This is a genomic window from Flagellimonas algicola (assembly GCF_005937185.1).
Classification (GTDB): Bacteria; Bacteroidota; Bacteroidia; order Flavobacteriales; family Flavobacteriaceae; genus Flagellimonas; species Flagellimonas algicola.
In genome coordinates this window covers 128,605-154,627 of sequence record NZ_VCNI01000001.1, presented here as the reverse complement: position 1 = coordinate 154,627, position 26,023 = coordinate 128,605, and the positions used below count along the sequence as shown (strand labels likewise).

Here is a 26,023-nt window from a genome sequence, read left to right as displayed (position 1 = left end):
TTAAAAATCAATGTTCAAACCTAAAGTCATGGTTCTGAATATTGGCGTTCCTGCTCTTTGGGAGCCATAGGCCCTGGGATTTCCATTATCATCGTGTTCTGGATTAAAACCGTGATAATCATCCGCAGTGACGTAAATCAGATTTTGACCGGTCACATAAATTCTTAAATTGCTTAAGCCCAATTTAGATGTCAAATCATCCGAAAAATTATATCCGAGGTTTACATTTCGCAATGAAAAGTAATCCGCGCTCGCAATAACTTCACTTGTCAATACTTTTTCTTGAATGAATGAGGTATGTGGAACAAGACCGTCGGTAACTGCTTGCAATTCTCCCCCACTTCTTGTTCTGTTTCCAAACCAATTATAGAAATATTGATCTCCAATATTATTAACCTGGGCCCCTAGGCTTCCTTGAACCTGAAATGATAGATCAAAGGCGCCAAATTGAAAGTCATTGGTAAAACTGTACAATAAATCTGGGTAAGGATCTCCTAAAATGGTCTTATCCTCTTCCGTAATTATTCCATCACCATTAAGGTCTTTTACTATGGTATCATCGGCTTGACCATTAATTCGATTCCAGGGATTGTCTACATAAGTAGTTCTAAACTGGGTGTCGTCATAGACATCCGTATCCACGACATAGCCCCAAAAAGATGATATAGGCTCGCCTATTCTGTTGATCCATTGGGAGTTTCTACCATAGGTGTCTTCAATGAGTGCGTTGTTCGAATCTCCAAAACTTAATAATTCATTTTGGTTTGTGGATGCAATTAAAGTAGAGCTCCAACGAAACTTCTCGCTTACAATATTTCTCGTTCTAAGTTCAAGTTCCAACCCTTTGTTTTGGACTTCACCTAAGTTCACGATACCATTGTTAAAGCCAGTGATATACGAAACGGGATTATTTAATAGTAACTCATCACTGTTTCTTTGGTAATAATCCAAGGAACCTGATATTCTGTTGTTAAGAAATCCGTAATCCACACCAACGGTGAATTCTTCGGATGCTTCCCATTGTAACAATGCGTTTGCAATATTAAGCGGCGAAACACCGGCGGCCACACTTCCGTCAACAATGGCATTGGAGTTTTGCAATAGTGCCAAATATGGCCATACATTTACGGTTTGGTCTCCCACATTAAAATTCTCGGAACCGGTAAGACCGTAACTAGCCCTAAACTTTAAATTGTTTACTATATCACTACTGCTCAAGAAATCTTCTCTGGCTGCATTCCAACCGACTGATACCGCCGGGAAATTACCGTATTTGGAATTTACCCCAAAAACTGAACTTCCATCCCGTCTAAAGGAAGCATTAAATAGATACTTGTCTTTGTAGGCATAATTGACCCTGGCAAAGTAACCTACTTTTCTAAGTTCAGTATTCACCTCGGAAAAACTGGCTATTGCCGTTGCTCCTTGCAGATTTTTAAGTAAATCATTGGAATATCCGTTTCCAGTAGTAATACTTTCCTCGGATTTTCGCTGCTGAATTGTCATCCCAGCAAGCAAACCAAGATCATGATCACCAAATGTTTTGCTATAGTTTAGCGTATTATCGGAAATCAGTCTTGTACGGAATCTATTCTGTAAATTGTATTGCGCCCTGCTATTACCGGCTGCATGATGTTTTGTTCCGTCCCATCTTCTTCGGGTTCTTTGTTCTAAGGTAATCCCCAGAGATGTTTTTGCGGTAAGTCCATCCAAAATTTCGTAGCTAAAGTATGTAGAACCGAACAACTTGGTATTATCCTCGTAATGCTCTCTCTCTACGTATTGTGCAAATGGGTTGGAATCACCTGATGTACGAGGTCTTTCCGTATTGCCATCATTGTCATAATCCCTGTTTTCCAAATGGTTTTCAAAGAAGTAATCTCCAACACCGACATCGGGATAATTGCTTCTATTTATAAATTCAAGAGTTTCCTCAGTATGATAAATAGGCAACCATGGTGATTGACGTGTAGGATTATGAATTGATGTAGGTAATCTTCTTTGCTCGGTGAAGGATGGTGAAGCTCTAAGCCCAAATTTTAATTTATCGGTCAATTTGGTATCCAACTTCACATTGGCGATGTAGGATGTGTAGTCATCAGTAATCACAACTCCCTCATCGTGAAGGGCTCTTAAAGAAGCACTGAACTTAGTGTTCTCAGACCCTCCCCTAGCAGAAAAAGAATGGCTTGTGACGTTTCCTCCGTCAAAAAATACATCTTGCCAGTCTCTGTCAATTCCGGTGATTCTAACAAGATCCTGAGCGTACAGGGTTTCACCTGAAAGTGTTCCGGTAGCGGCTTGCTCAATCCTAGCCCAATCAGCAACACTCTTCCTGTAATCATCACTGCCATGGGCTTCTTTAAAGCCTATGTACGTTTGATAGCTAAATTGGGTCTTACCTGCTTTTCCACTCTTCGTGGTAATCATAATAACCCCGTTTGACCCTTCACTACCGTAAATAGCTGCTGAGGCTGCATCTTTTAAGACTTCAAACGACTCCACATCGTTCATATCAATATTTGCCAAAAATTCAGAGCTAACCACGATTCCATCAACCACCAAAGCAGGACCGGAGTCGGCTGTTATAGATCCAAAGCCCCTAATAGTAATGGTGGGTGCTCCCCCAGCTTCGGCATTAGTGGCCTGAATGTTCACCCCCGATACCTGACCGATTAGGGCCTCATCAACCCTGGATACGGCAATTTGGTCCAGATCATCATTGACAACTTTGGATATTGATCCTGTCAAGGTTGATTTTTTCTGGGTACCATAACCTACCACAACTACTTCATCCAACTCACTGGTATCTTCTTGAAGTGTAATGTTGATAGTTGCCTGTCCAGAAATAATTACCGTTTGTGTGGCATAACCGATGTATGAAAATTGGATTACCTCATTATCGGAAACAGAAAGTGCATAATTACCATCAAAATCGGTTTGAGTACCGCGTGTAGTGTTGAGTACGATAACGTTTACCCCTGGAATGGGGACATTATCTGCATCTTGTACGATTCCAGAAACGCTATAAGAGTCCTGGGCAAATGATTGTATACCGACCAGCAATATCGCAATCAATAATAGTTTCGATTTAAAATTCATTTGTTTTAGTTAGTTTCAATAATTCATGTTGATTAGTAAAATTCTATTCACATTGTGCATTGTGATCTTGTGCTCGCTGATTGCCAACCACAACTGGTCTCCTTAAATCAAATGAATTCCGTAGTTTTGTGTTGACAAGTAACTGTAAAGTGTATTTGTTTATGTATTACTTCCCTCCAAAGAAGTGATATCTATAAAAGGATAGGCGTGCACCTATCCTTTTTTTGTTGCCTTATGTTTTCATAGTTAGTTGTTTTTAATTGGTATTCCAAACTGGTTAACCAATTTGGTTTACCAAATATATGTTATTTTTTCGTTAAAAAAAGTAAAATCTTGATTTTAACACTATTAGCTCATGAAATCTTCGCGAATGGGGCTAAAGACGTCTATTAAGACCCCAGCCTCCGTGCAAATCGCTCCGTGCATGGCGTGCGGCGGAATATAGAAGGAATCACCTCCTTTTAAGGTTTGGGTTTTCCCATCAATTGTAACATCAAAACTTCCACTCTCCACATAGGTAACTTGGGAATGATAGTGTTCGTGCATCTGCCCCACGGCACCCACTTCAAAGTGCACCTTTACCAGCATGATCTTGTCATCATAACCCATAATTTTTCGTTTTAGGCCTTCTCCAACCACTTCCCAATCCAAATCTTCTCCTTTTATAAATTCTTTGCTTGCTCCAAATGTTTCCATATACTAGTATTCTTATTTTATTAATAAAGTCTTTAGGTTATACGCTCTTCTATTTAGGTGGCATCCCCGGCCCTACTGTCGCTTCCCTAAACCACACTTCCGTATAACAGCCGTTTTCATATTGTTTCTGGATATCCCCTCCGTAGGTTTCCGCACCTGCACACCAAACCATGTTGGTTTCAGGGCTTTTGCCATTGGTTTGGTTATACGCTCCTTGTTTAAAGTAGCCTAACTCACCTTTATACGCAGTAGCCCGCTCTATTCCGTCCTGGCCAATCGGCACAAATAATTTTTTCACCTGTGCAGGCAGGTCGGATTTGTTTGCGTACTCCGAAACCATAAGATTTTTTGTAAAGGTTTTTGTTTCATGATCCTCGCTTTTAAACGTGAGGTACATAATCCCTTTATACACATTTACCTCATAACTGAATTCTTCTCCCAGTTCTATTCCATCCTCAGGTTCTGTGGGATAATCATTTTTTCCATTTCCAATAACGGACATGTCATATCCCCAAACCGCGGTTGAATAATCCCATCTCTTTGAATTGCTCCCTTCCGTATTGATTTCATAATTCCAGAAGACGGATCCCTTGCTCTGTCCTGGAAATTTCTTGTAAAAGATTTTTAAAGGCTCATTTTCATGACCATCACCACTATGAATCTGCCCTACCACAACTGAATAGGAGGCGGCAACCCTTGCATCCCCAGAAGTAGAAACATGCATAACCTTGCAGGTACCAGTGAGATTACCTCCTTCTTTGGGTGTCCATTCCCTTTTTTCGTGCAACTCCGTTCTGGTATTGCTAGAGTTTTTTGAAGTAATTCCCGAATTAGGGGTTTTATACACCACCCAACGCCGTGTACCATCAATTACGGTATAGAAAAAATCTTCATGTTCAAATTTGGTGAGGTCTTCCACATGTGTACCGTTACCCATTAGTATTTTGAACTTATCCATAAAAGGAATGACTTCATGCGGATAGACCGTTTTCTTACTAAGGCCATCATTGGCCAAGAAATACCCTGCATTGGATATGGCATCATCACTAATACTGATACTTGCGGATTTGAACCACACTTCAGCATAGTTTCCATCCGTATATTGTTTTTGAATATCACCTCCATGGGTTTCAGCTCCAGAACACCAAACTTTGTTTATTTTAGGGTCTTTTCCATTGGTTTGATTGTAACAGCCCAGTTTAAAAAAGAGGCCCTCATCTGCATATGCATTTTCACGTTCCACACCATCTTGCCCAACAGGTACAAATAAATTCGCTACCTGTTCTGGCATGTCTGAGCGTTTTGCATATTCAGACGTCATAAGATTTTTGGAAAATGTTTTGGTTTCATGCCCCTCACTTGTGAATTGAAGGTGCATAATACCTTCCCTTATTTCTACCTCATAACTAAACTCTTCCCCTAAAGCAATGCCATCTTTCGGTTCTGGTGGATAGGTGGTTTTATCCGTTCCAACCATGGATAGATCATAGCCCCAAATGGGATAGGAATAATCCCATCTTTTTGAATTATCATCACCTGCGGTATTGATTTCGTAATTCCAAAAGACGGAGCCTTTGGTATGACCAGGAAATTTTTTGTAAAATATTTTTAGTGGTTCGTTCTCATGCCCATCCGCACTATGAATCTGACCAACCACCACAGAGTAGGTTGAAGCAACGCGAGCATCCCCTGTAGTGGATACATTCATAACTTTAAGGGTAGCGTTCATCTTGGCTTCCTCCATTGGAGTCCACTTTTTCAACTGTGCCAGCTCGGTCCTTGTATTGTTGGAAGTCCCATGGGTGTTGCCCGCATTTGGTGTTTTAAACACTACCCATTCCCCATTGTCGTCTGCTGCCGCATAAAAGAAATTCTTATCCTCAAAGTTGGTTGCCGTACCCACATTGGAACCGTCGCCTAGAATTAAGTTCCAATGCTGGAAAAAAGGTATAATCTCTTGTGCATGAAGTCCAATTTCCGCCTTTTCAAGATGACCTGTTTCTTTCTTTTTACTTTCAACACAACTAATAAACAGCAAAATGATACTCACTAATAAGGTATAATGTGTATACGTTGGTTTTGTTATTTTGAAATTCATGTTATTTATTATGTTGGTTACAATTAAAACACCTCGGTCACCATACCCTCTTTAGTTTTTCAAACAGCTCAATCAGTTCTTCAAAGTTTGAAATAAGACCTACTTATTATCAAATTAAAGTGACATTACATATGGAATCCTTACCATTCAAAATTGGTTAACCAGTTTGGTTTACCAAAAATACGGTTATTTGCAAAACTCACAAATTTTTAACATAAAATCAATGAATATTATCCCCCAATGAACAGTTTATCCTTGGTAATACAACTTGATATATTAAAAAATAAAGCATGTCAAGGTCGCTAAATAGAGCACCTTTTTGGTGAAGATCAGTAATTAATTACTGTTTTAATGGCTATTGGTTGCGGGTGAATTCCAAGACCTTTCCGGGTTCAAGTTCCATCTTTGTTTCCTTTCTGTTTTTACCTGCAATGGTCAATGTACTCTTCTCGGTTCCCAGTGCATGAAGTTGGAGTTTGTTGCCGCTCAGCTGTATAAAAAGATCTGTCTCTAGATTGGTTTGAATATTCAGGTCTTCAAATTTTAAATCCTTTATACCAAAGAAATAAAATTGATTATCCTTACTAATACTAATAGGATTTTCTCCTGCCATTTTCCAATTGGTCATGTTCACCTCCCAATCATAAAATGTGAATTTATCCTTGGTTTCATCTATTCTGTTGCTGTATCCCCGATACGGATAAACAACAGTTAGGAAACTAAAATTCTTCTGACCTTTTTTTGATACCACGCTCCAATTTTTTCCTCTTGTTCCATAACCAGCAACAGTGTCCAATTTTGATAACTGCAAAATATCATGGCCGCTTGCGTCGGGAGCTGTGGCTCGAAGAAGGTTTGGGCCATTTTCATGGGTGTAATGGCCTTGCCAAACTTGTTTGTATTTGTGTGCCGATTCAGACGAAAAGTTATCTTTTACAATCCAAAAGTCATCTTTTATAAATACGACTTGCCTAGTATAGTCTACTCCCACATCCTCAAAGCCATCGTGACTCCCAATGAACAAATCAAAATTATCATTGGTTGACCAGGCAATTACTTTAGGGTTGGGCAAGCCTCCAAACTTACCAAAGCCACTTCCTCCTTTGTTGGAAGTCCATTTTTTTCCCTGCATTTCGTTGTCGACCAATGCGACGTTCTTGACCTTTGAGTTTTTAAACAACTCAAAATCCGCCAGGGAATAACGCACTTGGTAGTTCGGTAAAATTGCATGTCCGTTTGCTATCGCTTGAATCCCCAGCATATCGCCATGCTGATGGTCTGGCTTCTTGTCATCGAGCCCAGAACTTATCACCATCATTTTGTCATTGACATTCCAACCCTCGCGCATGATATAATAATGTGTGTCTGTAAAAGCCAGAGATCCGTAAGAAGGTTTTTTGCGCTGAATGTTTTCGAGCATTTGTACCTGTGTCTGACTCAAAAACCAATACATTCTTTCATTAACCCTATTGGAAGCGAAGTACCCAAATTCAGGGTCTTCAAAAAGTAAGTAACCAAGTGTCATCACTCCCGAAATGTCATTTTTCTCCGCCCATGGAATCTCTGTATCATCCTGAAGCACTGGGGCACTTTTATCGGGATAGGCTATCTTAACAAGGGTAGAGAACAGACCTCTAAGTTTTACAGTCCAGTCGTTGGCTATTTGAATACGGTTTTGTTTGGCCAACTGGTACACATAAAAGTAATTGTTGATATCACTCATATGATAATGCACAGAACGTTCAAACTGAAACCCGTCTTTATTTATTTCTTTATCTAGATGCTCACCAAGTCGTTTCATGGCTCTATCATACCATAGATCCGTACCCTTAAAATCGCTAAAAAGGATAGAAAGCATAGCCAATGCAGACATTCCTCTAGTCTGGTGGTTACCAGATTGGAATGTATCGTTCCGCTCATAGAGATGTTGCCCATGCTGTAAAAGTGTGGCAATGGTTGTCAGCTGGTCCTGGTCGGAATATTCCGGCTCATTGAGAATCATATTATGGATCCACAGCCAATTGAGAATCCTGTAACCCGACCTAAAAACCTCATACACTCCGTTCCCATCTTCTATTTTTTCGTAGGCCCCGGATTGGAGTGCCGCATTGAGCGATTCCATCTGGTTTTCAAAATAACGGATGTATTTTGGGTTTCTTCCTTCATTGAAATAAAGCAAAATAATATCCACCATTTTGTGCTGCCTTGCTAAATGACGGAGCGCATAGGCATTCACTTTTTGACCGTTCAAGTAATTAAATGGCAAAACCCATTGTGTGGAATCGGGGTATTTCCCAAGATGGTCAAACGCTCGTTGTTTATGATTTTCTTGATTCTGATAAAGCTTGTTGTAGTGTGGAAGGCGTTGTTTAAAAGTCTTGTAATTGTAAAAGAAGCGTTCCGAAAATTTTTCTCTGAAATAGGCGGCAAGTTGCGCCTCTGACAATGCCCCATTAGGCGATATTTGATCTTTGACCTCACGCTTTAAAAAAGCTTGGAGCCCTTCTGTTTTTAAAACGTTGTTGGATGGTATTTGCTGTGCACAAAGACAAAGTGAAAAAAAAGAGCATAGAAAAAATATGGAGACTTTCATCAGTATTTCCGATTAGTACATCAGCTTAAGCGGAAGGTTTTCCTCTACAACCAGCTCCCCTGAGTTTTGTATTTCGTTGTTGGAGTGCGTATTATTTTTTGCACCCCACAAACGGGCAACAGTTTTCACGCTATTGTTCAAGAACCTATTATTTGAAATGTCTACATTAATGATACCGTAGGTATTGATTAACACTCCATTTTCCTCCTTGGCACCGCATTGCGTAAAAGCGCTATTGGTCAGTACTAGGTTGCCTCCCACAGTAGATTCATCATAACCTCCCCTATAGTAATCAACAATGTTTTTAGGGATGTTCTCAAATCGACAATCGTCGATGTAGATATTCTCGGCATTGTAATCGCCACGGTCATCGATTTCCGCTGACAATTCCAAACCATTTGCACAGTTTTTAAAAAGTGTGGATTGGAATTTTATGTATTCCGAAAACGAATTTTTATACGCTTTCAAGACATAACCGAAATTCGATATTTCGCAGCCGGTTACGTTCAAATTGTATAGACTGGACATGTTGTCTTTTAAACTGGCAAATGCATAGGTATCTCCAGTTCCATTTAGTATCACCGATTCCAAAACAAGCTTGCCCTTGGGGTTCATTTCAAATACAGGGGTTGTTGGTTCTCCGTTATATTGAACAGTAGCCCTATTGTTGGCATCAGCAGACTTTATGGTTAGCTTTTTATCAATTTTTAATGAGGATTTTAATTCAAATCTGTCATTTGTCAAGATAATGGTGTCACCACTTTTGGCTGCTACAACAGCTGCTTTCAGCTCAGCGGTCGAAGCAACATTGTGGGTTGCGGCACTTGCGGTTTTTGATGTCCCAACAGGGTACCAATCAGGACCGTATTTAGATAAATCCATTAGATTCGGCTTCGCAGCTGTTGAATTTGCGATTGCACCAACCAGATTTGAATTTGTACGCGGATTTCCGAACAAATCCCTGGTGATTTGGTCAAACTCAAAACCGTTATATAATTCAAGGTCGGACAGGCCATTGGACGGTATTAGAATATTATCTTCTAATGCTGTTAGTGTAAATTGCTCTTGCCTCAATACTGAATCATATTTGAATGTGGCGCCTTGATTGTTTATCACATTACTTTTAAAGGTTATTCCATCCAGGGAATCATGGGCAACAATGGGGTATGTATCTGATTTGTCATTGTAAACAAGATTGTTTGCCACAATAGTACGAATAGGTCTTTCCGACCTGATTTCAGAAGCTGGGAGCACATCCTTTTGATCCACATTGGATCCCACTCCAAATTGTAAGGGGGAAGTGCAATTGATCCAAGAATTATGTGCCACTACAACATCCGTAACCTGGATATATCGATTAAGAGGAGATTTAGGAATTCCGTTCATTACGGCAAGTGGACTTCTGAAAACCTTCCCTTTTAGGTTATAAAAATAATTGTTGGTTACCCAATGCCCGGTACCAATCAACCGTACACCTCCAATCTGTTCAGAATTTACATCCCCAATAAAATAATTACCATCTACGATGCAATAGTTTCCATGCCTTGTCACCAAAGAACCTTCGCTCTTGTAAAAGACATTGTTCCTAAACTCATTGAAATTCGTTTTACTGGAAATGACCTCTACTTCGCCATTACACCTATCAAAAAAATTGTCTGCTACCAGGGTGTAGCTGGGGGCCATTGAAGTGAAGCTATTTCCAAGTTGAATGGTCTCAGCACTAGGGCCACCCTTGGGAGGTCTTGGTCCAAAATAGTTGTTGGTGATTTTATGGTAGTTCTTTATGCTTTTATTTCCAGCCAAATCTACCCTTACCGTTGGTCCTCTATTGGATTTTCCTGCAATATAGCAATGGTCTAGAGCATTATGCCGTCCTTTAAATTGCACCCAGAGATCACTTTGGTTTCTCTGGGTTTTGTTGTAATCCAAAATAACACAATTGGTCATCCGGGAGTGGTTGGCCACTGTATCGTTGTTGATGGCAAACTCTATTACAGCTCTCGTTGGGGAGGAGCCCTCGGTAAAATACAAACCGTTTACCACTAGGTATTCACCGCCGAGTTTCAAATCGGATTTTCCCACGATTCGAACTTTACCTGGAGTTTCTGCTTTTAAAGTAATGGGCTGCTTGTTATTTCCATAACCAACAAATCGAATTTGAACATCCTTCCAATCCCCATTTGCCATAATAATCTCATCTCCCGGATTTGCCTGGGCTATCGCGGCGTTCAATTCATTGATATCTTTTACATAGATACCTACTTTAGTAGACCTTTCTCCACAGGCAAGCAGTAACAGAAATGCACTTATAATCAATATACTTTTTTGTATCATTTTCAGACATTTTACACCCATCCAGATTGCTGAAATCTCTATCCTAATGCGGTATCGATAGAGTTTTGGGATTACTTTTTAAAATTGGTTAACCAGTTTGGTTTACCAAAAATACATATATTTGTACAACACGCAAGTTTTTAACATTAATTCCGTGTATAAACCACTAATTCCGGTCTGGTTATGAAAGAAACTAAAAAAGCGATTACAAGGAGAAACTTCACCAAAATATCGGCAGCAGCTATTGGAAGTATGCCATTAATGGGATTTGGCAACCCTCTTTTCAACGCTGTATCAAAACCAAAAACCGACCTTAACATCAGCTTGTTTTCGAAACATCTGCAATTTCTTGATTATAACGAGATGGCAGCAGCGGCGGCAGAAATGGGATTCAACGGATTGGATTTAACGGTAAGACCCAAAGGAAATGTATTACCAGAAAACGTCACCAATGATTTGTCAAAGGCGGTTGATGCTATGAAAAAATATGGGGTCAACCCCGAGATGATGACCACAAATGTTTGGGATGTTAACAATCCCGAACAAAAAACAGTTTTGGAAACGGCAAGTGAACTGGGGTTTACGCATTACCGCACAGGCTGGTTAAAGTACCCTGAGAATAGAACTATTGAGGAAAGTCAAATTCTTTATGGACAGCAAGCCAAAAAAATGGGATTGCTCAATAAGGAATTGGGATTGATTGGCTGTTACCAGAACCATGCAGGAAATCACGTGGGCGCACCCATCTGGGACCTCCCTCCTATTTTAGAGGCCACCAACAACCAGCATTTCGGGGCACAATATGATATCAGACACGCAGTCGTGGAAGGAGGGGGTAGCTGGGAACTTGGCTTAAGACAAATAAAACCCTTCATTAAATCTATCGTAATCAAAGATTTTAAATGGGGGAAAGTCGATGGGAAATGGAAACCGGTCAACACACCTTTGGGAGAAGGAATGGTAGACTTCAACCGATACTTTTCCTTACTTAAAAAATACAATATCAACGTTCCGGTTTCCTTGCATTTGGAATATGATTTGGGAGGCGCAGAACATGGTCTTTCGAATATCACAATCGATAAAAAGGAAGTTTTTGATCACATGAAAAAGGACTTGAATTTTCTAAGGAATACTTGGAGCAACGCCAAATAAAAAATCAACACACATGTCCGCACCATTAGAAACTACCAGAGCTAAATTGAAATCAATCAGCACGGCCACTATAGCCACTTGTTTATTTAAACGGGGGCTAAGGAATCAATTCATTCAAGGGGTTCAGCCTCTTAAACAAGGGGAAACAACAATGGTGGGATTGGCTTTCACCCTTAGGTATATCCCGGCCCGTGAAGACTTGAATCCCATTGAAGTATTCAAAAACCCCAAGCATTTACAGCGCGTGGCCGTAGAAAAATGCCCTCCCGGACATGTGCTTGTCATTGATAGTCGCAAAGATGCAGGTGCAGCCTCAGCTGGCTCCATTCTGGTCACTAGGCTTATGAAACAGGGGGCCGCAGGAATTGTTACCGATGGTGGTTTTCGAGATTCGGCAGAAATAGCTGATTTAGATTTCCATGCCTATCATCAAAAACCTTCAGCACCTACCAACCTAACCCTGCATCAGGCCATTGCTATAAACGAGCCCATTGGCTGTGGCGATGTTGCGGTCTTCCCTGGCGATTTTATTGTTGGGGATGACGATGGAGTCATGGTAATACCATCCAAAATTGCCGAAGAGGTAGCAGAAGAGTGCCTACAAATGACCTTGTATGAAGAATTTGTTATGGAAAAAGTCAAAGAGGGAGTATCGATAATTGGACTTTACCCGCTTACCGACGACAAAACCAAAATCGAATTTGAGCAATGGAAAAAAAGAAAATGATTTATCCCGCCCTCATCAGTTTAAAATTGGTCGAGCAAATCAAGGTTTCAACCTGAGGCAGTCTAGGCACTTTGTGGTCTAATAGAGTACATTCAAGGAAACCATTTGTGGATTACTTTCTAAGCATAGTCTTAGCAATTTACGAGGTTTGACGATTCAGAAATGGATCAAGCTCAAACGACCCATTATTTAGCAATCATCTTAATGTAACAAAATAGTGGACTAAATGATGTTTTGATACAATACCAAATGAAATTATGTTGCTACCTTGTAACTGATGAATTTTGCAAAACCTTTGTCCCTTTTATTTGTGGTGCTATGTATGGGCTGTGCGAGGGAAAGTAAAGTGGTAGATGAAGTTGAAAGACCCAACATAATTATCATTCTAACGGATGACCAAGGGTGGGGGGATTTAAGTATACATGGCAACACCAACCTATCCACTCCCCATATAGATTCACTGGCGATTGAGGGAGCGGTTTTCGATAATTTTTATGTACAACCAGTCTGTTCCCCTACCCGGGCAGAGCTCTTAACAGGTATGTACTTTCCAAGATTGGGGGTTTACTCAACTTCTGCCGGAGGTGAACGCATGGACGTATCTTTCCCCACTTTAGCTGATTATTTTCTTAAATCTGGATATGCTACTGCGGCTTATGGCAAGTGGCACAATGGAATGCAGCCACCTTATCATCCCAATAGCAGGGGCTTTGAGGATTTCTATGGTTTTTGTTCCGGTCACTGGGGAAATTATTTTAGTCCTATGTTGGAACACAATGGGGAAATTGTAAAAGGGGAGGGTTTCCTAGTGGACGACTTTGTGAACCATGGTATAGACTTTATCTCAAAGCATCAAGAACAACCTTTTCTATTGTATCTCCCCCTTAATACACCTCATAGTCCAATGCAAGTTCCAGATGTCTTTTGGAGCAAATTCGAGGATCGCGAGTTACAGAAAAGGTATCAAAATGAAGATGCTGAAGATTTACAATTTACCAAAGCTGCACTAGCAATGGTAGAGAATATCGATTGGAACGTAGGTAGACTGACATCTTATCTGAAACAAAATGATTTGGATAAAAACACCATTGTTGTCTTTATGTCGGATAATGGCCCCAACGGATGGAGATGGAATGGTGGGCTAAAAGGCAAAAAGGGCTCTACGGATGAAGGCGGTGTAAAATCCCCTTTCTTTATCAAATGGCCTGCTTCCATTGACTCAGGGCAACATTTTGAACAAGTAATGGGGTCTGTGGATTTGCTTCCGACATTGCTTGGGTTGGCCTCTGTTGAATCACCGAAGGACCTAGGCTTTGATGGTCGAGATTTCAGCAGTCTTATTAGAGGTCAAGGAGAGCAGATAAAGGATAGGGCAATCTTTAACCATTGGAACAATAAAACTAGCGTACGAACCCAAAGTTATCGCTTGGATTCTGAGAATAGGTTATACAATATCTTCACTGATCCAGGACAGACCACGGATCTATCCCTTTCGCATTCCAAATTAAGGGACTCCTTGATTATCTTAAAAAACAAGTGGATTGAAGAGGTGGCAACTACAGAAAGGGGTAATCAACCCTTTACCCTAGGGCATACTGATTTCGACCTGACCCAACTACCCGCCAGGGATGGAGAGGTACATGGCAACATCAAACGGAGCAATAGATGGCCCAACGATTCCTTCTTCACGAATTGGAAGAGTGTTCAAGATTCAATTACATGGGATATAGAGGTATTGAAGAAAGGGACTTTTGAGGTAATCCTGTATTATACCTGCGAGGAACAAGACATAGGGGCGGAATTGGAATTGGGATTCAAAGACTCAGCTATAAGAAAGAAAGTGGTTAATCCACATTCACCTCCACTGATCGGGGCTGAAAATGACCGCTTCCCCAGAATGGAATCGTATGTTAAAGACTTTATCCCTATTTCGCTTGGTGACATTCATCTGGAGCAAGGAAAAGGCACTCTTGTATTAAAAGCAACCGAAATACCTGGAGATGAAGTCATCGATTTCAGGTTACTCCAATTTGTGCGACTTGATGAGCAATAGTGCTGTTTTGAGACACGTTCAAAAACAACGAAACCCCTAGCCAAACTAGAGGTTTCAAATGGTCGGGGTGGCAGGATTCGAACCTGCGACCTCCTGCTCCCAAAGCAGGCGCGATAACCGGGCTACGCTACACCCCGAGGTGTTTATGTAAAAGAAAAAGCGGAGAGACCGGGACTCGAACCCGGGCAGCACTTACGCGCTGACAGATTAGCAATCTGCTCCGTTACCACTCCGGCACCTCTCCTAACATTTTATTATGAACTTGCACTCTGAAAATGCGGATGCAAATGTACCTTTTCATCCGTAAGATCGCAACTATTTTTTTATTTTTTTAAACCTAGTTGACCAGATTAAAATTTTACTCGGGATACTCTACCCGCAGATGATAAATATTGGTCAATTTTTGTTTCAACACTTTTTTTACCATCTCAATCTCCTTCAATGTAATATTCGCATTCAAAAACTGGTTGGCTTGCATTTGTCCGCGCACTATCTTCTCCACAAAATCGTCAATCATTATAAAAGTGGGGTCTTTTAAACTCTTTGAGGCGGCTTCCACCGCATCAGACATCATCAAAATAGCTGTTTCCTTAGAGAATGGGATAGGTCCTGGGTACCTAAATTTGGCTTCGTCCACCTCTTCCTCCAATTCTTGCTGTTTTTTGAAGAAGTAGAACACCAAAGTGGTCCCATGATGGGTTCTTAGAAAATCTATCACCCTGTCCGGCAATTTATTTTTTCTGGCTATCTCAATGCCTTTGATCACATGGTCAATAATAATTTTGGCGCTCTCCTTTGGTGGCAAATCATCATGTGGGTTAACATTGGTTATTTGATTTTCAGTAAAAAAGGTCGGGTTTTCCATTTTACCAATATCATGGTACAAGGCTCCAACCCTAACCAACATGGCATTGGCGCCAATCTCATTTGCAGCCGCTTCGGCCAAATTTGCTACCTGAAGGGAATGATGGAAAGTACCAGGCGCCTTATTCGAAAGCTCCTTGAGTAATTTGGAGTTGGTATCAGATAGTTCCAAAAGAGAAACATCTGAGATCAATCCAAAGATTTTCTCGTAGATATAAATAAGAGGTTGGGCAAAAAGTGTCAGCAATCCGTTCAAGATAAATATCCCGAACAGAGTCCATTCTATATTCTCTAAATTACCTTCATGAATGGTATGAAATGCAAAGTATCCTATAATATAAATTAGGGTGATTTGCCCTACCGAGATAAAAAGATTAGCCCTCTTGTATAGCTCTGACGCGGTAAGAATTGTGACAATCCCAGCAATGGTCTGCAAAAAGATGTATTCAAAGCTGTTGGGCACAACAAAACCCAAAATGAGAACGGTAAGTACATGGACAAACAACCCCAATCGCGCATCAAAAAAGTTCTTTAGCACCAAGGGAAGAATGCAAAGAGGCACTACAAATACATAGCTTTCATTGTTTTTGACCATCAATGTCGTAGCTAAAACCATCAACAAGATGTTCACGAAAATGAAGGTTACTTTGTTGTTGTTTTTAAAAATCTCAACACGATACCTTTTCAAGAACAGGAAAAGCATTATGAGTACCAAGGCTACCAGAATGGTATACCCCAAGAGAATGAAGTAAAAATTGGTACCCCCCCAAAGTTCAGATTCATATTCCGCTTTCAAAGAATCCAGAATTTTGAAGTTTTCAGCCTCAACCACTTCCCCTTTGGCTATGATCAATCTTCCTTCCGAAACCTCCCCCCTAGTAAAGGAAATTTTGGAAAGTTCATCCTCCAAAGCCCTATCAGTGAAGGCTTCGTCATACGCAATGTTGGCCTCCAATGCATTGTTTATAATCGCTAATAGATTATCATCTCCAGCTAATTGTAATTGTGAAAATAGCCTCGATGTTAAATTCCTGGCCTTTGCATTATCCAGGTAATTATTGCTCATTACCGTACGAGCTTCATTGTTTTTAACCACTCTCACGGTACTGGAACCTGGCAATTCTTGGAAAATGCCTAAATCATAGACACTGTCAATAACCCGGGAAGCCCAATTCTGGAGAGCATTCTGTTGTCTAATGGACAAGGAATTCCCATTAAACGAGGTTTGCAGTTGCTGCAGCACCTTTTGCTTGATTCCCTCTGGAATAGAAGCATCATAGGTATAATAATCTGTTTTATTATCCCGAAGGGATTGCTGCTCTTGGGCAATTTCTTCAGCAGTTTTTTTTATAGAAAAATCGATTGGGGCGTAGAGGTTTTCATACTGCCAAGGTTTTCCTTTTTGAAATTCATACTTGAACTTACCTCCCTTCGGAAAGAAAAACACAATCAAGGCCACGGAGACCAGATAAAGAAAGTACTTATAAGCAAGTGATTGATGCTTGTAAACGTTATCCAAAGTTTTTCCCATTCTCCTTGCTCTTGCCTCAAAAATAGAAAATAATAATAAGAAGTTGGATCATGTTCTCCGCATGGGCCCTTGCATTTAATTTTAGTATTTTCGCATCAGTAAAAAGACGTTTATGAATAAAGTTGTCATTGTTGCCGCTGCCCGAACACCCATTGGAAGTTTTATGGGAGCACTTTCCACTATTCCAGCCCCTAAATTGGGTGCAGTTGCCATAAAAGGTGCTTTGGATAAAATTGGTCTGAAACCCGAAATGGTCGAGGAAGTTTTAATGGGAAATGTAGTGCAGGCGGGAACGGGACAAGCACCCGCCCGACAAGCCGCGATATATGCAGGAATTCCGGATTCCGTACCCTGTACTACCGTGAATAAAGTATGTGCTTCCGGTATGAAGGCCATTATGCAGGGCGCCCAGTCCATTGCATTGGGGGAAAACTCCGTTGTAGTGGCTGGCGGCATGGAAAATATGAGTTTGATTCCACACTACGCCTATATGCGTACAGGTCAAAAATTTGGGCCGGCAAGTTTTGTTGATGGAATGCAAAAAGATGGACTAGTTGATGCGTATGACCAGAATGCCATGGGGGTATGTGCTGATGCCTGCGCAGTGGAACATGATTTTAGTCGTGAAGACCAGGATGCCTTTGCAATTCAATCTTACGAGCGCTCCGCTGCTGCCTGGAAAGCCGGTAAATTTGCTGATGAAGTAGTTCCCGTTGAAGTGCCACAACGAAGAGGAGAACCTATTGTGGTCCTGCAGGACGAGGAATTCAAGAACGTAAAAATGGAGAAGATTCCCGCATTGAGACCTGCATTTACAAAGGAAGGTACGGTGACTGCTGCCAATGCGTCCACTATAAACGACGGAGCTGCTGCAGTGGTACTTATGAGTGCTGAGAAGGCTGCAGAATTAAATTTGACCCCGCTCGCAACGATCAAGGCCTATGCAGATGCAGCCCAGGAACCAGAATGGTTCACAACTGCTCCGGCAAAGGCTTTGCCCAAAGCCCTAGCGCGTGCTGGAGTAGCTATCGGGGATATCGACTTTTTTGAGGTAAACGAAGCCTTCTCTGTAGTAGGTTTGGCCAATATGAAACTCTTAGGTCTTGACGATTCCAAAGTAAATGTCAATGGTGGTGCGGTTTCGCTAGGCCATCCCTTGGGCTGTTCTGGTGCAAGAATCACCATTACCTTACTGAGCGTCCTGGAACAAAACAATGCCAAGCTCGGAGCAGCTGGTATTTGCAATGGTGGTGGTGGCGCTTCTGCCATTATATTGGAAAGAGCATAACATCCTCAAGAAGGCCTGCAAATGCAATATGGAATCTGCCACCTCAGTATTGTACCCATTAGGGTGAACCCTGAAGATAGCACTGAAATGGTGTCCCAACTACTTTATGGGGAGCATTTCAAGGTTGTGGAAAGCAGGAAAAGGTGGAGTAAAATCCGTGTCGCTTACGATAAGTACGAAGGTTGGATTCCAAATAACCAATTCACACTAATTTCCGAAGAGGACTATCAGGGTTTGGATGATGATACTCAAAATTTAGCGGCAGATATTGTTTCCCATATATGTACCTCAGATGGAATGCTGCTACCCATTGTTATGGGTTCGGTAATTTCTGTTGCAAATGTATTGGGGCATACTTTTGAGGGCCATGCCATCGAAAGTCAACAAGCAAAGTCAAATCTGGTGGACACTGCGTTGCTCTATTTGAACACCCCCTATTTATGGGGAGGCAAAACACCTTTTGGAATTGACTGCTCCGGTTTTGCCCAGATGGTCTACAAAATAAATGGATACAGTTTAAAACGGGACGCCGAGCAACAATCACAGCAAGGAGAGGCTCTAAGCTTTATTGAAGAAAGTGAACCGGGGGATTTGGCCTTTTTTGATAATAATGAAGGTATTATAGATCACGTTGGAATCATACTCAAGGACAACTACATCATTCACACCCATGGACATGTGCGAATAGATCGTTTGGATCATACAGGTATCTTTAACACTGAGGAAAAAATCTATACCCATAAACTCAGGGTCATAAAGAAGATCATATAAAAGAAAGCCCCGACTATCGTCGGGGCTTTCTTTTATGGAAGAACTAAATAAATCTATTCTCCCAATAGTTTTTTAACTCGCATAAAGTTATCAGTATCACCCAATGCGCCGTAAATATTTTTTAATTGTGTCAACACACTTTGGTTGTCCGGATTGGACTTAAGGGCATCCTCCAAAATCTGGGCTCCCTCCAAAAACAAGTCATCCTTTTGCTTCTTTAGCTCATCGTATCTAGCGATATCAGCTCTAGAATTTCCTAAGGCGTTCATTTCATCAATAAGACCATTACCTTCATTCACATAGGTAGTTGAAAGGTTCAAAAGGGCATTAATATATCCAGGGTCTACGGCCAATGTCTTTTTATACGCATCTCTCGCGTCTTCCAAATTTCCTTGCTCCATATTGATAACCCCGATATTATAAAGCAAATCTGCATTGTCTGGTGCCATTTCGGAAGCTTCGGACATCAATTCCTTAAACTTTTCCTTGTTTCCCATGGCATAGTATAGGTTGGCTTCGCCAAGCACAAGGTTCACGTCATTGGCGTCAACGGCTCTTGCATCTGTATAGGCAGCCAAAGCTTTGTCATTATCACCCAACTGCTGATAAATAAGCGCAACGTTTTTTACAATTTCCGCTTTTTTGGATTCTGTTCTTTCCTCTTTGGGATCCTTGTGGGTACCCGCTTTAACGTATAAATCCCGAGTAGTTACATCCATGGTTTCTACTTCACCTGTCTGTACATTAACCGCAGTGTAGTTTACTCCACTTCCATCATAACCTATTTCCTTAAGCTCATTGTAGTAGTCCAACGCCTTTTCATAATGTTGGCCATTTACTGCGCTACTGGCAGCATAGTACAAATAAAGCGTATCGGTTGGGCTCAACTTGTAGCTCATATATAATTTCTCGGCCGCAGCTTCAAAATCCTTTTTACCATTGTCCTCTACCGCAGCATTAACTAAATCTGCTGTAATTTGGGCCAAGCTCTGGGTAGCAACCGTTGTGTACTTTTCCTTTCCACTGGCTTCTTCAACAGAAATAACCTTGTTATATGCATCAATAGCGGTTTGGAATGCAGCAGTATCTCCTTTATTGGCAAGGTCAAGGTATACATTTCCCTTAATAGCATAATACTGGGCCTGCAATCTTTCATCTGCCCCATCTATAGAGGATGAAGCGCTTTCCAAAGCAGCTTTGGCGGCTGGTGTATCTCCTCCTTTTAACGCTTTTTCAGCGGCTTTGATTTCGTTTTTTTGGGAAAAACCTATCGCCGAAACCGAAAGGGCTATTAATATTAAAACTCTAGTTCTCATTTTTAAATTAATTATTAGTGTTTACTGATTATTCTTTTTTATCCTCCGTATTATTATCAATTGCTGTGCCATCTTCTCCATTAACCTCAATATCAAGGATATCCGCCTCATCCATCGCATCTTCATCTTTCATTACTTTGGCTACGGCGGCAATGGAATCATTACCTTTTAAGTTAATAAGTCGAACTCCTTGCGTAGCCCTTCCCATGACTCTTAAGTCTTCAACACTCATACGGATTGCTATGCCGGATTTGTTGATGATCATCAAATCATCGGTATCCGATACATTTTTAATGGCGACCAATCCTCCGGTTTTATCGGTAATGGAAATCGTCTTAACGCCCTTACCTCCTCTATTGGTGGTTCTGTAATCGTCAATAGTGGAACGCTTTCCATAGCCGTTTTCCGAAACCACTAAGATATCGTCCTCAAAATTATGTACGGAAACCATTCCTATTACCTCATCATCATCACTGGCCAATCTAATTCCCCTTACACCGGAAGCATTTCGACCCATAGGTCTGGTCTTGCTTTCTTCAAAACGGATGGCCTTACCAGATTTTAATCCAAGGAATATCTGGCTGGTACCGGTCGTCAGTTTAGCTTCCAGTAGTTCATCTTCATCCCTAATGGTTATGGCATTGATACCATTTTGACGTGGTCTTGAATACTGCTCTAAAGAAGTCTTTTTAACCGTACCCTTCTTAGTAGCCATAATTACATAATGTGAATTTACATAATCTTCATCCTTTAGATCTTGGGTACATATAAAGGCTTTCACCTTGTCTTCGGATTCAATATTGATCAAATTCTGAATGGCCCTACCTTTAGAGGTTCGGCTTCCTTCAGGAATTTCATACACGCGCATCCAGAAACATTTTCCCTTTTGGGTAAAGAACAACATGTATTGATGGTTGGTGCCCACAAAAAGATGCTCCAAAAAGTCCTCATTTCGGGTAGAGGATCCTTTTTGTCCCACTCCACCCCTATTCTGGGTTTTGTACTCCGTTAGCGGAGTTCTTTTGATGTATCCCGCATGGGAGATGGTAATGACCACTTGCTCATCCGGAATCATATCTTCAATGCTCAGGTCACCTCCTGCAAAATTAATCTCAGACCTTCTCTCATCTCCGTACTTCTCCTTCACCTCCAGAAGTTCATCCTTGATGATTTGCATTCTGCGTTCTTTCTTGTCCAGAATGTCTTTTAAATCTTCAATGGTCTTCAACAATTCGTCGTATTCCTCGCGAAGTTTATCTTGTTCCAGTCCAGTAAGTTGACGCAAACGCATCTCAACAATGGCTTTGGCCTGAACTTCGGTGAGCTTAAAGCGTTCCATTAAACTGCTACGTGCCTCATCTACATTGGATGATCCACGTATAATGGCAATCACTTCATCAATATTGTCAGACGCAATGATCAGTCCTTCCAAGATATGCGCCCTGTCCTCTGCTTTCTTGAGTTCAAACTTCGTCCTGCGGACAACCACTTCATGCCTGTGGTCCACAAAGTGCCCAATAATCTCTTTTAGGTTCAATAATTTTGGTCTCCCTTTGACCAAGGCAATATTGTTCACACTAAAAGAGGACTGAAGTGCTGTATACTTGTACAACATGTTAAGCACGATATTGGGTATGGCATCGCGTTTTAGAATATACACAATACGCATCCCTTTTCTATCGGACTCATCCCTGATGGCAGAAATCCCTTCAATTTTCTTATCATTGACCAGATCCGCTGTCTTCTTGATCATATCGGCCTTATTGACCTGATATGGAATTTCGGTTACAATGATGCATTCCCGGCCTTGGACTTCTTCAAAACTAGCCTTGGCTCGCATTACTACACGTCCGCGTCCGGTATGGAAGGCTTCTTTTACCCCATCATAACCATAAATGATTCCACCAGTTGGAAAATCGGGGGCCTTGATATGAGTAATCAGTTCATCAATGTCAATATCCTTATTTTCGATATAGGCTACCGTACCATCCACTACTTCCGAAAGGTTATGCGGTGGCATATTGGTGGCCATACCAACAGCAATACCGGAAGCTCCATTGACCAACAGGTTTGGAATTCTGGCTGGTAATACGGTAGGCTCCTTTAAGGAATCATCAAAGTTAAGTTGGTGATCAACCGTATCCTTGTCAATATCCGCCAACATATCGTCAGCTATTTTCCGCATTCGAGCTTCGGTATAACGCATGGCCGCTGGGCTATCCCCATCTACGGAACCAAAGTTACCTTGCCCATCGATCAACATATATCTCAAACTCCATTCTTGGGCCATCCTAACCATGGTATCGTAAACCGATGTATCGCCATGGGGGTGGTACTTACCTAGAACCTCACCCACAATACGGGCCGATTTCTTATGCGCACTTGTAGATCTAACCCCTAGCTCGTGCATTCCAAAAAGTACTCTTCTATGAACAGGCTTAAGTCCGTCCCTGACATCTGGCAGGGCACGTGACACAATGACCGACATTGAATAATCAATGTAGGCAGATTTCATCTCATCCTCGATGTTGATAGGAATTAACTTTTCTCCTTCCGCCATGCTAAAATCTTGTTGTTTTTTGTGGTTAAAATATCATGCCAATATACGCAAAATCGCCCCTTTCAAAACACTTGAGGCTTACTTTATTAAAAAAATTATCAACATCATAATTTGGTCCCCTTCAAGATGATAAACCTGTGTTAAAGCATTAAAAAAATGCACTTTATTTCGACTTTTACCACTAGTTTATCGAATATGGGTACAGTATTTGACTACTGTAATGATACTTTTATTAATTTTAATTGCTGAAAAGGAAGTGTATGGATGATAATTTTTCCCCAAGAGTAAAAGACGTTATAGCATATAGCAAGGAGGAAGCCCTTAGATTGGGGCATGATTTTATAGGAACGGAACATTTGATGCTAGGTCTTTTGCGTGATGGAAATGGCAAAGCCATTAACATTTTGGACGCCTTGGATGTTGACCTGGACCACTTGAGAAGAAAAGTGGAGATTCTAAGTCCGGCGAATCCAAATACCGGAACAACCCAAAAGGACAAGAAGAACCTACATTTGACAAGACAGGCAGAAAGGGCGCTTAAAACAACCTTTTTGGAAGCCAAACTCTTTCAGAGTTCTTCCATCAATACGGCCCACCTATTGCTTTGCATCCTACGCAACGAAAATGATCCAACCACCAAATTGCTTCATAAGCTTAAAGTGGATTACGATAATGTTAAAGAACAGTTCAAGTCCATGATCACCAGTGATGATGATTATTTGGACACCCCTCAAGCAGAGTCTTTTCCAAGTGATCCCGAGGAAACCGGGGAATCCAAAGAAAGTAACTTTGGTTCCAGTTCCTCACAAAAAGGCAGTAAGAAATCCAAAACTCCAGTGTTGGATAATTTTGGACGCGACCTTACTCGACTTGCGGAAGAGAACAAACTGGACCCTGTTGTGGGTAGGGAAAAAGAAATCGAACGTGTTTCCCAGATATTAAGCCGTAGAAAGAAGAACAATCCTTTGTTGATTGGGGAGCCCGGGGTTGGTAAAAGTGCAATCGCGGAAGGCTTGGCCTTGCGCATTATCAATAAAAAAGTTTCCAGAATACTTTATAACAAAAGGGTGGTTACTTTGGATTTGGCCTCTTTGGTGGCCGGCACAAAATACCGTGGACAGTTTGAGGAGCGTATGAAAGCGGTGATGAACGAATTGGAGAAAAATGACGACATCATTCTCTTCATAGATGAAATCCATACTATTGTTGGTGCCGGAGGTGCCACAGGAAGTTTGGATGCATCCAATATGTTTAAACCAGCATTGGCGCGAGGAGAGATTCAATGTATCGGAGCCACAACTCTTGATGAGTACAGACAGTACATTGAAAAGGATGGTGCCTTGGAACGGCGTTTTCAAAAAGTAATGGTTGAGCCAACAACGGTAGAAGAAACCATTGAAATCTTGATGAATATCAAGGGCAAGTACGAGGATCACCACAATGTCAATTATACAGATGATGCAATTTTGGCCTGTGTAAAATTGACCAACAGATATATGACTGACAGATTCTTGCCGGACAAGGCTATTGATGCTTTGGATGAGGCAGGTTCCCGTGTTCATATCGTCAATATGGATGTACCCAAACAAATCTTGGAACTGGAAAACCAGCTGGAAGATGTTCGGGAATTAAAAAACAGCGTGGTCAAGAAGCAGAAGTACGAGGAAGCCGCCAAATTACGTGATGATGAGAAGCGCTTGGAAAAAGAGCTGGCTTCGGCTCAAGAACGCTGGGAAGAAGAAAGCAAGCTCCACAGAGAGACAGTTTCTGAGGACAATGTTGCCGATGTTGTTTCTATGATGAGCGGAATTCCCGTGAACAGAATTGCTCAAACGGAAAGCAATAAATTGGCTGAACTACCCGACTTGATCAAAGGTTTTGTAATTGGTCAGGATGAAGCCGTAGCCAAAGTGGCCAAGGCCATTCAACGTAACCGGGCCGGCCTTAAGGATCCCAACAAACCTATTGGTTCCTTTATATTCTTGGGGCAAACCGGGGTTGGAAAAACCCAATTGGCCAAGATTTTGGCCAAGGAACTTTTTGATTCCGAGGATGCACTTATCCGAATTGACATGAGCGAATACATGGAAAAATTCGCCATTTCCAGGTTGGTGGGCGCACCTCCAGGATATGTAGGTTATGAAGAAGGTGGTCAGTTGACCGAAAAAGTACGTCGTAAGCCCTATTCCGTTATTCTTTTGGACGAGGTGGAAAAGGCACATCCTGATGTTTTCAATATGTTGCTTCAGGTACTTGATGATGGATACTTAACGGATAGCCTAGGTCGAAAAATCGACTTTAGGAATACGATTATTATAATGACCTCCAACATCGGAGCACGCCAATTGAAGGATTTTGGCCAGGGGGTTGGATTTGGAACTGCCGCCAAAAAAGCGCAGGCAGATAGTCATCAAAAAAGTGTTATCGAAAATGCGCTAAAAAAGGCATTTGCACCCGAATTTTTGAACAGAATTGATGACGTGATTGTGTTTAATCCGTTGGAAAGAGAGGATATCCACAAGATTATTGATATTGAGTTGGACAAACTTTTCAGCCGTATCAAGGACATAGGATATGATTTGAAGCTTTCCAAGAAAGCCAAGGATTATATCGCTGAAAAAGGTTTTGATAAACAGTATGGTGCTCGCCCATTGAAGCGGGCCATCCAGAAATATATTGAAGATGCCTTGGCAGAGGAAATTGTCAATTCCAAACTAGAGGAAGGGGACAGCATTTTCATGGATTTGGATGAGAAAAAAGAAGAACTGACCATCAAAATCAAAAAGCAGGAAAAGTCTCCTGAGGCAGAACAATAAATTACATAAACCAAAATAGGAAGAGCTCCGTTGTACGGGGCTCTTTTCATTTCAATTTTACCGTACACACGATATTTACGCTTTTAATCTAAATTTTTTCTAGCCATTGGGTGTTCCCCATA

The 26,023-nt window shown here is 41.3% G+C and carries 14 protein-coding genes, 2 tRNA genes and 1 pseudogene; 6 read left to right on the top strand and 11 right to left on the bottom strand.

Annotated elements, in window-relative coordinates; all coding sequences use genetic code 11:
• The 6 genes and pseudogenes from FGG15_RS00710 to FGG15_RS00690 form a co-directional block, all read right to left on the bottom strand.
• Nucleotides 1-3,102, bottom strand: coding sequence for a SusC/RagA family TonB-linked outer membrane protein (locus FGG15_RS00710; protein ID WP_138832179.1), 3,102 nt, complete (start codon nucleotides 3,100-3,102; stop codon nucleotides 1-3).
• A 348-nt stretch (nucleotides 3,103-3,450) separates the two neighbouring features.
• Nucleotides 3,451-3,798, bottom strand: a complete 348-nt coding sequence (locus FGG15_RS00705) for a cupin domain-containing protein (protein WP_138832177.1) — start codon at nucleotides 3,796-3,798, stop codon at nucleotides 3,451-3,453.
• A 49-nt stretch (nucleotides 3,799-3,847) separates the two neighbouring features.
• Nucleotides 3,848-4,834: a polysaccharide lyase family 7 protein gene (locus FGG15_RS20475; protein ID WP_417936023.1), complete on the bottom strand. Its 987-nt coding sequence runs from the start codon at nucleotides 4,832-4,834 to the stop codon at nucleotides 3,848-3,850.
• Between the two features lie 639 nt (nucleotides 4,835-5,473).
• A pseudogene (locus FGG15_RS20470) lies at nucleotides 5,474-5,896 on the bottom strand (polysaccharide lyase family 7 protein); the annotation flags it as partial.
• Nucleotides 5,897-6,251: 355 nt separating this feature from the next.
• Nucleotides 6,252-8,489: a heparinase II/III family protein gene (locus FGG15_RS00695; protein ID WP_138832173.1), complete on the bottom strand. Its 2,238-nt coding sequence runs from the start codon at nucleotides 8,487-8,489 to the stop codon at nucleotides 6,252-6,254.
• 12 nt (nucleotides 8,490-8,501) lie between these two features.
• Nucleotides 8,502-10,823 carry a chondroitinase-B domain-containing protein gene (locus FGG15_RS00690; RefSeq protein WP_138832171.1) on the bottom strand — a complete coding sequence of 774 codons (2,322 nt, stop codon included), beginning with the start codon at nucleotides 10,821-10,823 and terminating at the stop codon, nucleotides 8,502-8,504.
• 183 nt (nucleotides 10,824-11,006) lie between these two features.
• Here FGG15_RS00690 and FGG15_RS00685 point away from each other — a divergent pair, with 183 nt between their 5' ends.
• From FGG15_RS00685 to FGG15_RS00675, 3 genes are all read left to right on the top strand, one after another.
• Nucleotides 11,007-11,975, top strand: coding sequence for a sugar phosphate isomerase/epimerase family protein (locus FGG15_RS00685; protein ID WP_138832169.1), 969 nt, complete (start codon nucleotides 11,007-11,009; stop codon nucleotides 11,973-11,975).
• Between the two features lie 13 nt (nucleotides 11,976-11,988).
• Complete coding sequence (locus FGG15_RS00680) at nucleotides 11,989-12,702, top strand: ribonuclease activity regulator RraA (protein WP_138832167.1); 714 nt, start codon at nucleotides 11,989-11,991, stop codon at nucleotides 12,700-12,702.
• Nucleotides 12,703-12,979: 277 nt separating this feature from the next.
• Nucleotides 12,980-14,755, top strand: coding sequence for an arylsulfatase (locus FGG15_RS00675; protein ID WP_237561710.1), 1,776 nt, complete (start codon nucleotides 12,980-12,982; stop codon nucleotides 14,753-14,755).
• A gap of 59 nt (nucleotides 14,756-14,814) precedes the next feature.
• Here the strand turns inward: FGG15_RS00675 and FGG15_RS00670 are convergent.
• From FGG15_RS00670 to FGG15_RS00660, 3 genes are all read right to left on the bottom strand, one after another.
• Nucleotides 14,815-14,892: transfer RNA gene (locus FGG15_RS00670), tRNA-Pro, on the bottom strand.
• A 23-nt stretch (nucleotides 14,893-14,915) separates the two neighbouring features.
• Nucleotides 14,916-14,999 (bottom strand) — tRNA-Ser (locus FGG15_RS00665).
• Between the two features lie 114 nt (nucleotides 15,000-15,113).
• Nucleotides 15,114-17,150: an HD family phosphohydrolase gene (locus tag FGG15_RS00660; protein WP_138832165.1), complete on the bottom strand. Its 2,037-nt coding sequence runs from the start codon at nucleotides 17,148-17,150 to the stop codon at nucleotides 15,114-15,116.
• A gap of 112 nt (nucleotides 17,151-17,262) precedes the next feature.
• On the opposite strand from FGG15_RS00660, the gene FGG15_RS00655 reads away from it, so the two are divergent.
• Both FGG15_RS00655 and FGG15_RS00650 read left to right on the top strand, forming a co-directional pair.
• Entirely contained in the window at nucleotides 17,263-18,438 is a 1,176-nt protein-coding gene (locus FGG15_RS00655) for an acetyl-CoA C-acyltransferase (protein WP_138832163.1), read from the top strand.
• 21 nt (nucleotides 18,439-18,459) lie between these two features.
• Nucleotides 18,460-19,209, top strand: coding sequence for a C40 family peptidase (locus FGG15_RS00650; protein WP_138832161.1), 750 nt, complete (start codon nucleotides 18,460-18,462; stop codon nucleotides 19,207-19,209).
• A gap of 53 nt (nucleotides 19,210-19,262) precedes the next feature.
• On the opposite strand, the gene FGG15_RS00645 is transcribed toward FGG15_RS00650, so the two are convergent.
• Together FGG15_RS00645 and gyrA are read right to left on the bottom strand one after the other, a co-directional pair.
• The gene (locus FGG15_RS00645; RefSeq protein WP_138832158.1) at nucleotides 19,263-20,525 is read right to left on the bottom strand and encodes a tetratricopeptide repeat protein; all 1,263 of its coding nucleotides are present in this window, start codon (nucleotides 20,523-20,525) and stop codon (nucleotides 19,263-19,265) included.
• Nucleotides 20,526-20,553: 28 nt separating this feature from the next.
• Nucleotides 20,554-23,085: a DNA gyrase subunit A gene (gene gyrA, locus FGG15_RS00640; RefSeq protein WP_138832156.1), complete on the bottom strand. Its 2,532-nt coding sequence runs from the start codon at nucleotides 23,083-23,085 to the stop codon at nucleotides 20,554-20,556.
• A 260-nt stretch (nucleotides 23,086-23,345) separates the two neighbouring features.
• Here gyrA and FGG15_RS00635 point away from each other — a divergent pair, with 260 nt between their 5' ends.
• Nucleotides 23,346-25,901, top strand: coding sequence for an ATP-dependent Clp protease ATP-binding subunit (locus FGG15_RS00635; RefSeq protein WP_138832154.1), 2,556 nt, complete (start codon nucleotides 23,346-23,348; stop codon nucleotides 25,899-25,901).
• Nucleotides 25,902-26,023 lie beyond the last annotated feature (122 nt).

Excerpts from the sequence above, each read along its gene's own strand:
- FGG15_RS00710 (WP_138832179.1), bottom strand. The coding sequence starts at position 3,102 with ATGAATTTTAAATCGAAACTATTATTGATTGCGATATTGCTGGTCGGT.
- FGG15_RS00705 (WP_138832177.1), bottom strand. The coding sequence starts at position 3,798 with ATGGAAACATTTGGAGCAAGCAAAGAATTTATAAAAGGAGAAGATTTG.
- FGG15_RS00695 (WP_138832173.1), bottom strand. The coding sequence starts at position 8,489 with ATGAAAGTCTCCATATTTTTTCTATGCTCTTTTTTTTCACTTTGTCTT.
- FGG15_RS00690 (WP_138832171.1), bottom strand. The coding sequence starts at position 10,823 with ATGATACAAAAAAGTATATTGATTATAAGTGCATTTCTGTTACTGCTT.
- FGG15_RS00685 (WP_138832169.1), top strand. The coding sequence starts at position 11,007 with ATGAAAGAAACTAAAAAAGCGATTACAAGGAGAAACTTCACCAAAATA.
- FGG15_RS00680 (WP_138832167.1), top strand. The coding sequence starts at position 11,989 with ATGTCCGCACCATTAGAAACTACCAGAGCTAAATTGAAATCAATCAGC.
- FGG15_RS00675 (WP_237561710.1), top strand. The coding sequence starts at position 12,980 with ATGAATTTTGCAAAACCTTTGTCCCTTTTATTTGTGGTGCTATGTATG.
- FGG15_RS00660 (WP_138832165.1), bottom strand. The coding sequence starts at position 17,150 with ATGGGAAAAACTTTGGATAACGTTTACAAGCATCAATCACTTGCTTAT.
- FGG15_RS00655 (WP_138832163.1), top strand. The coding sequence starts at position 17,263 with ATGAATAAAGTTGTCATTGTTGCCGCTGCCCGAACACCCATTGGAAGT.
- FGG15_RS00650 (WP_138832161.1), top strand. The coding sequence starts at position 18,460 with ATGCAATATGGAATCTGCCACCTCAGTATTGTACCCATTAGGGTGAAC.
- FGG15_RS00645 (WP_138832158.1), bottom strand. The coding sequence starts at position 20,525 with ATGAGAACTAGAGTTTTAATATTAATAGCCCTTTCGGTTTCGGCGATA.
- gyrA (WP_138832156.1), bottom strand. The coding sequence starts at position 23,085 with ATGGCGGAAGGAGAAAAGTTAATTCCTATCAACATCGAGGATGAGATG.
- FGG15_RS00635 (WP_138832154.1), top strand. The coding sequence starts at position 23,346 with ATGGATGATAATTTTTCCCCAAGAGTAAAAGACGTTATAGCATATAGC.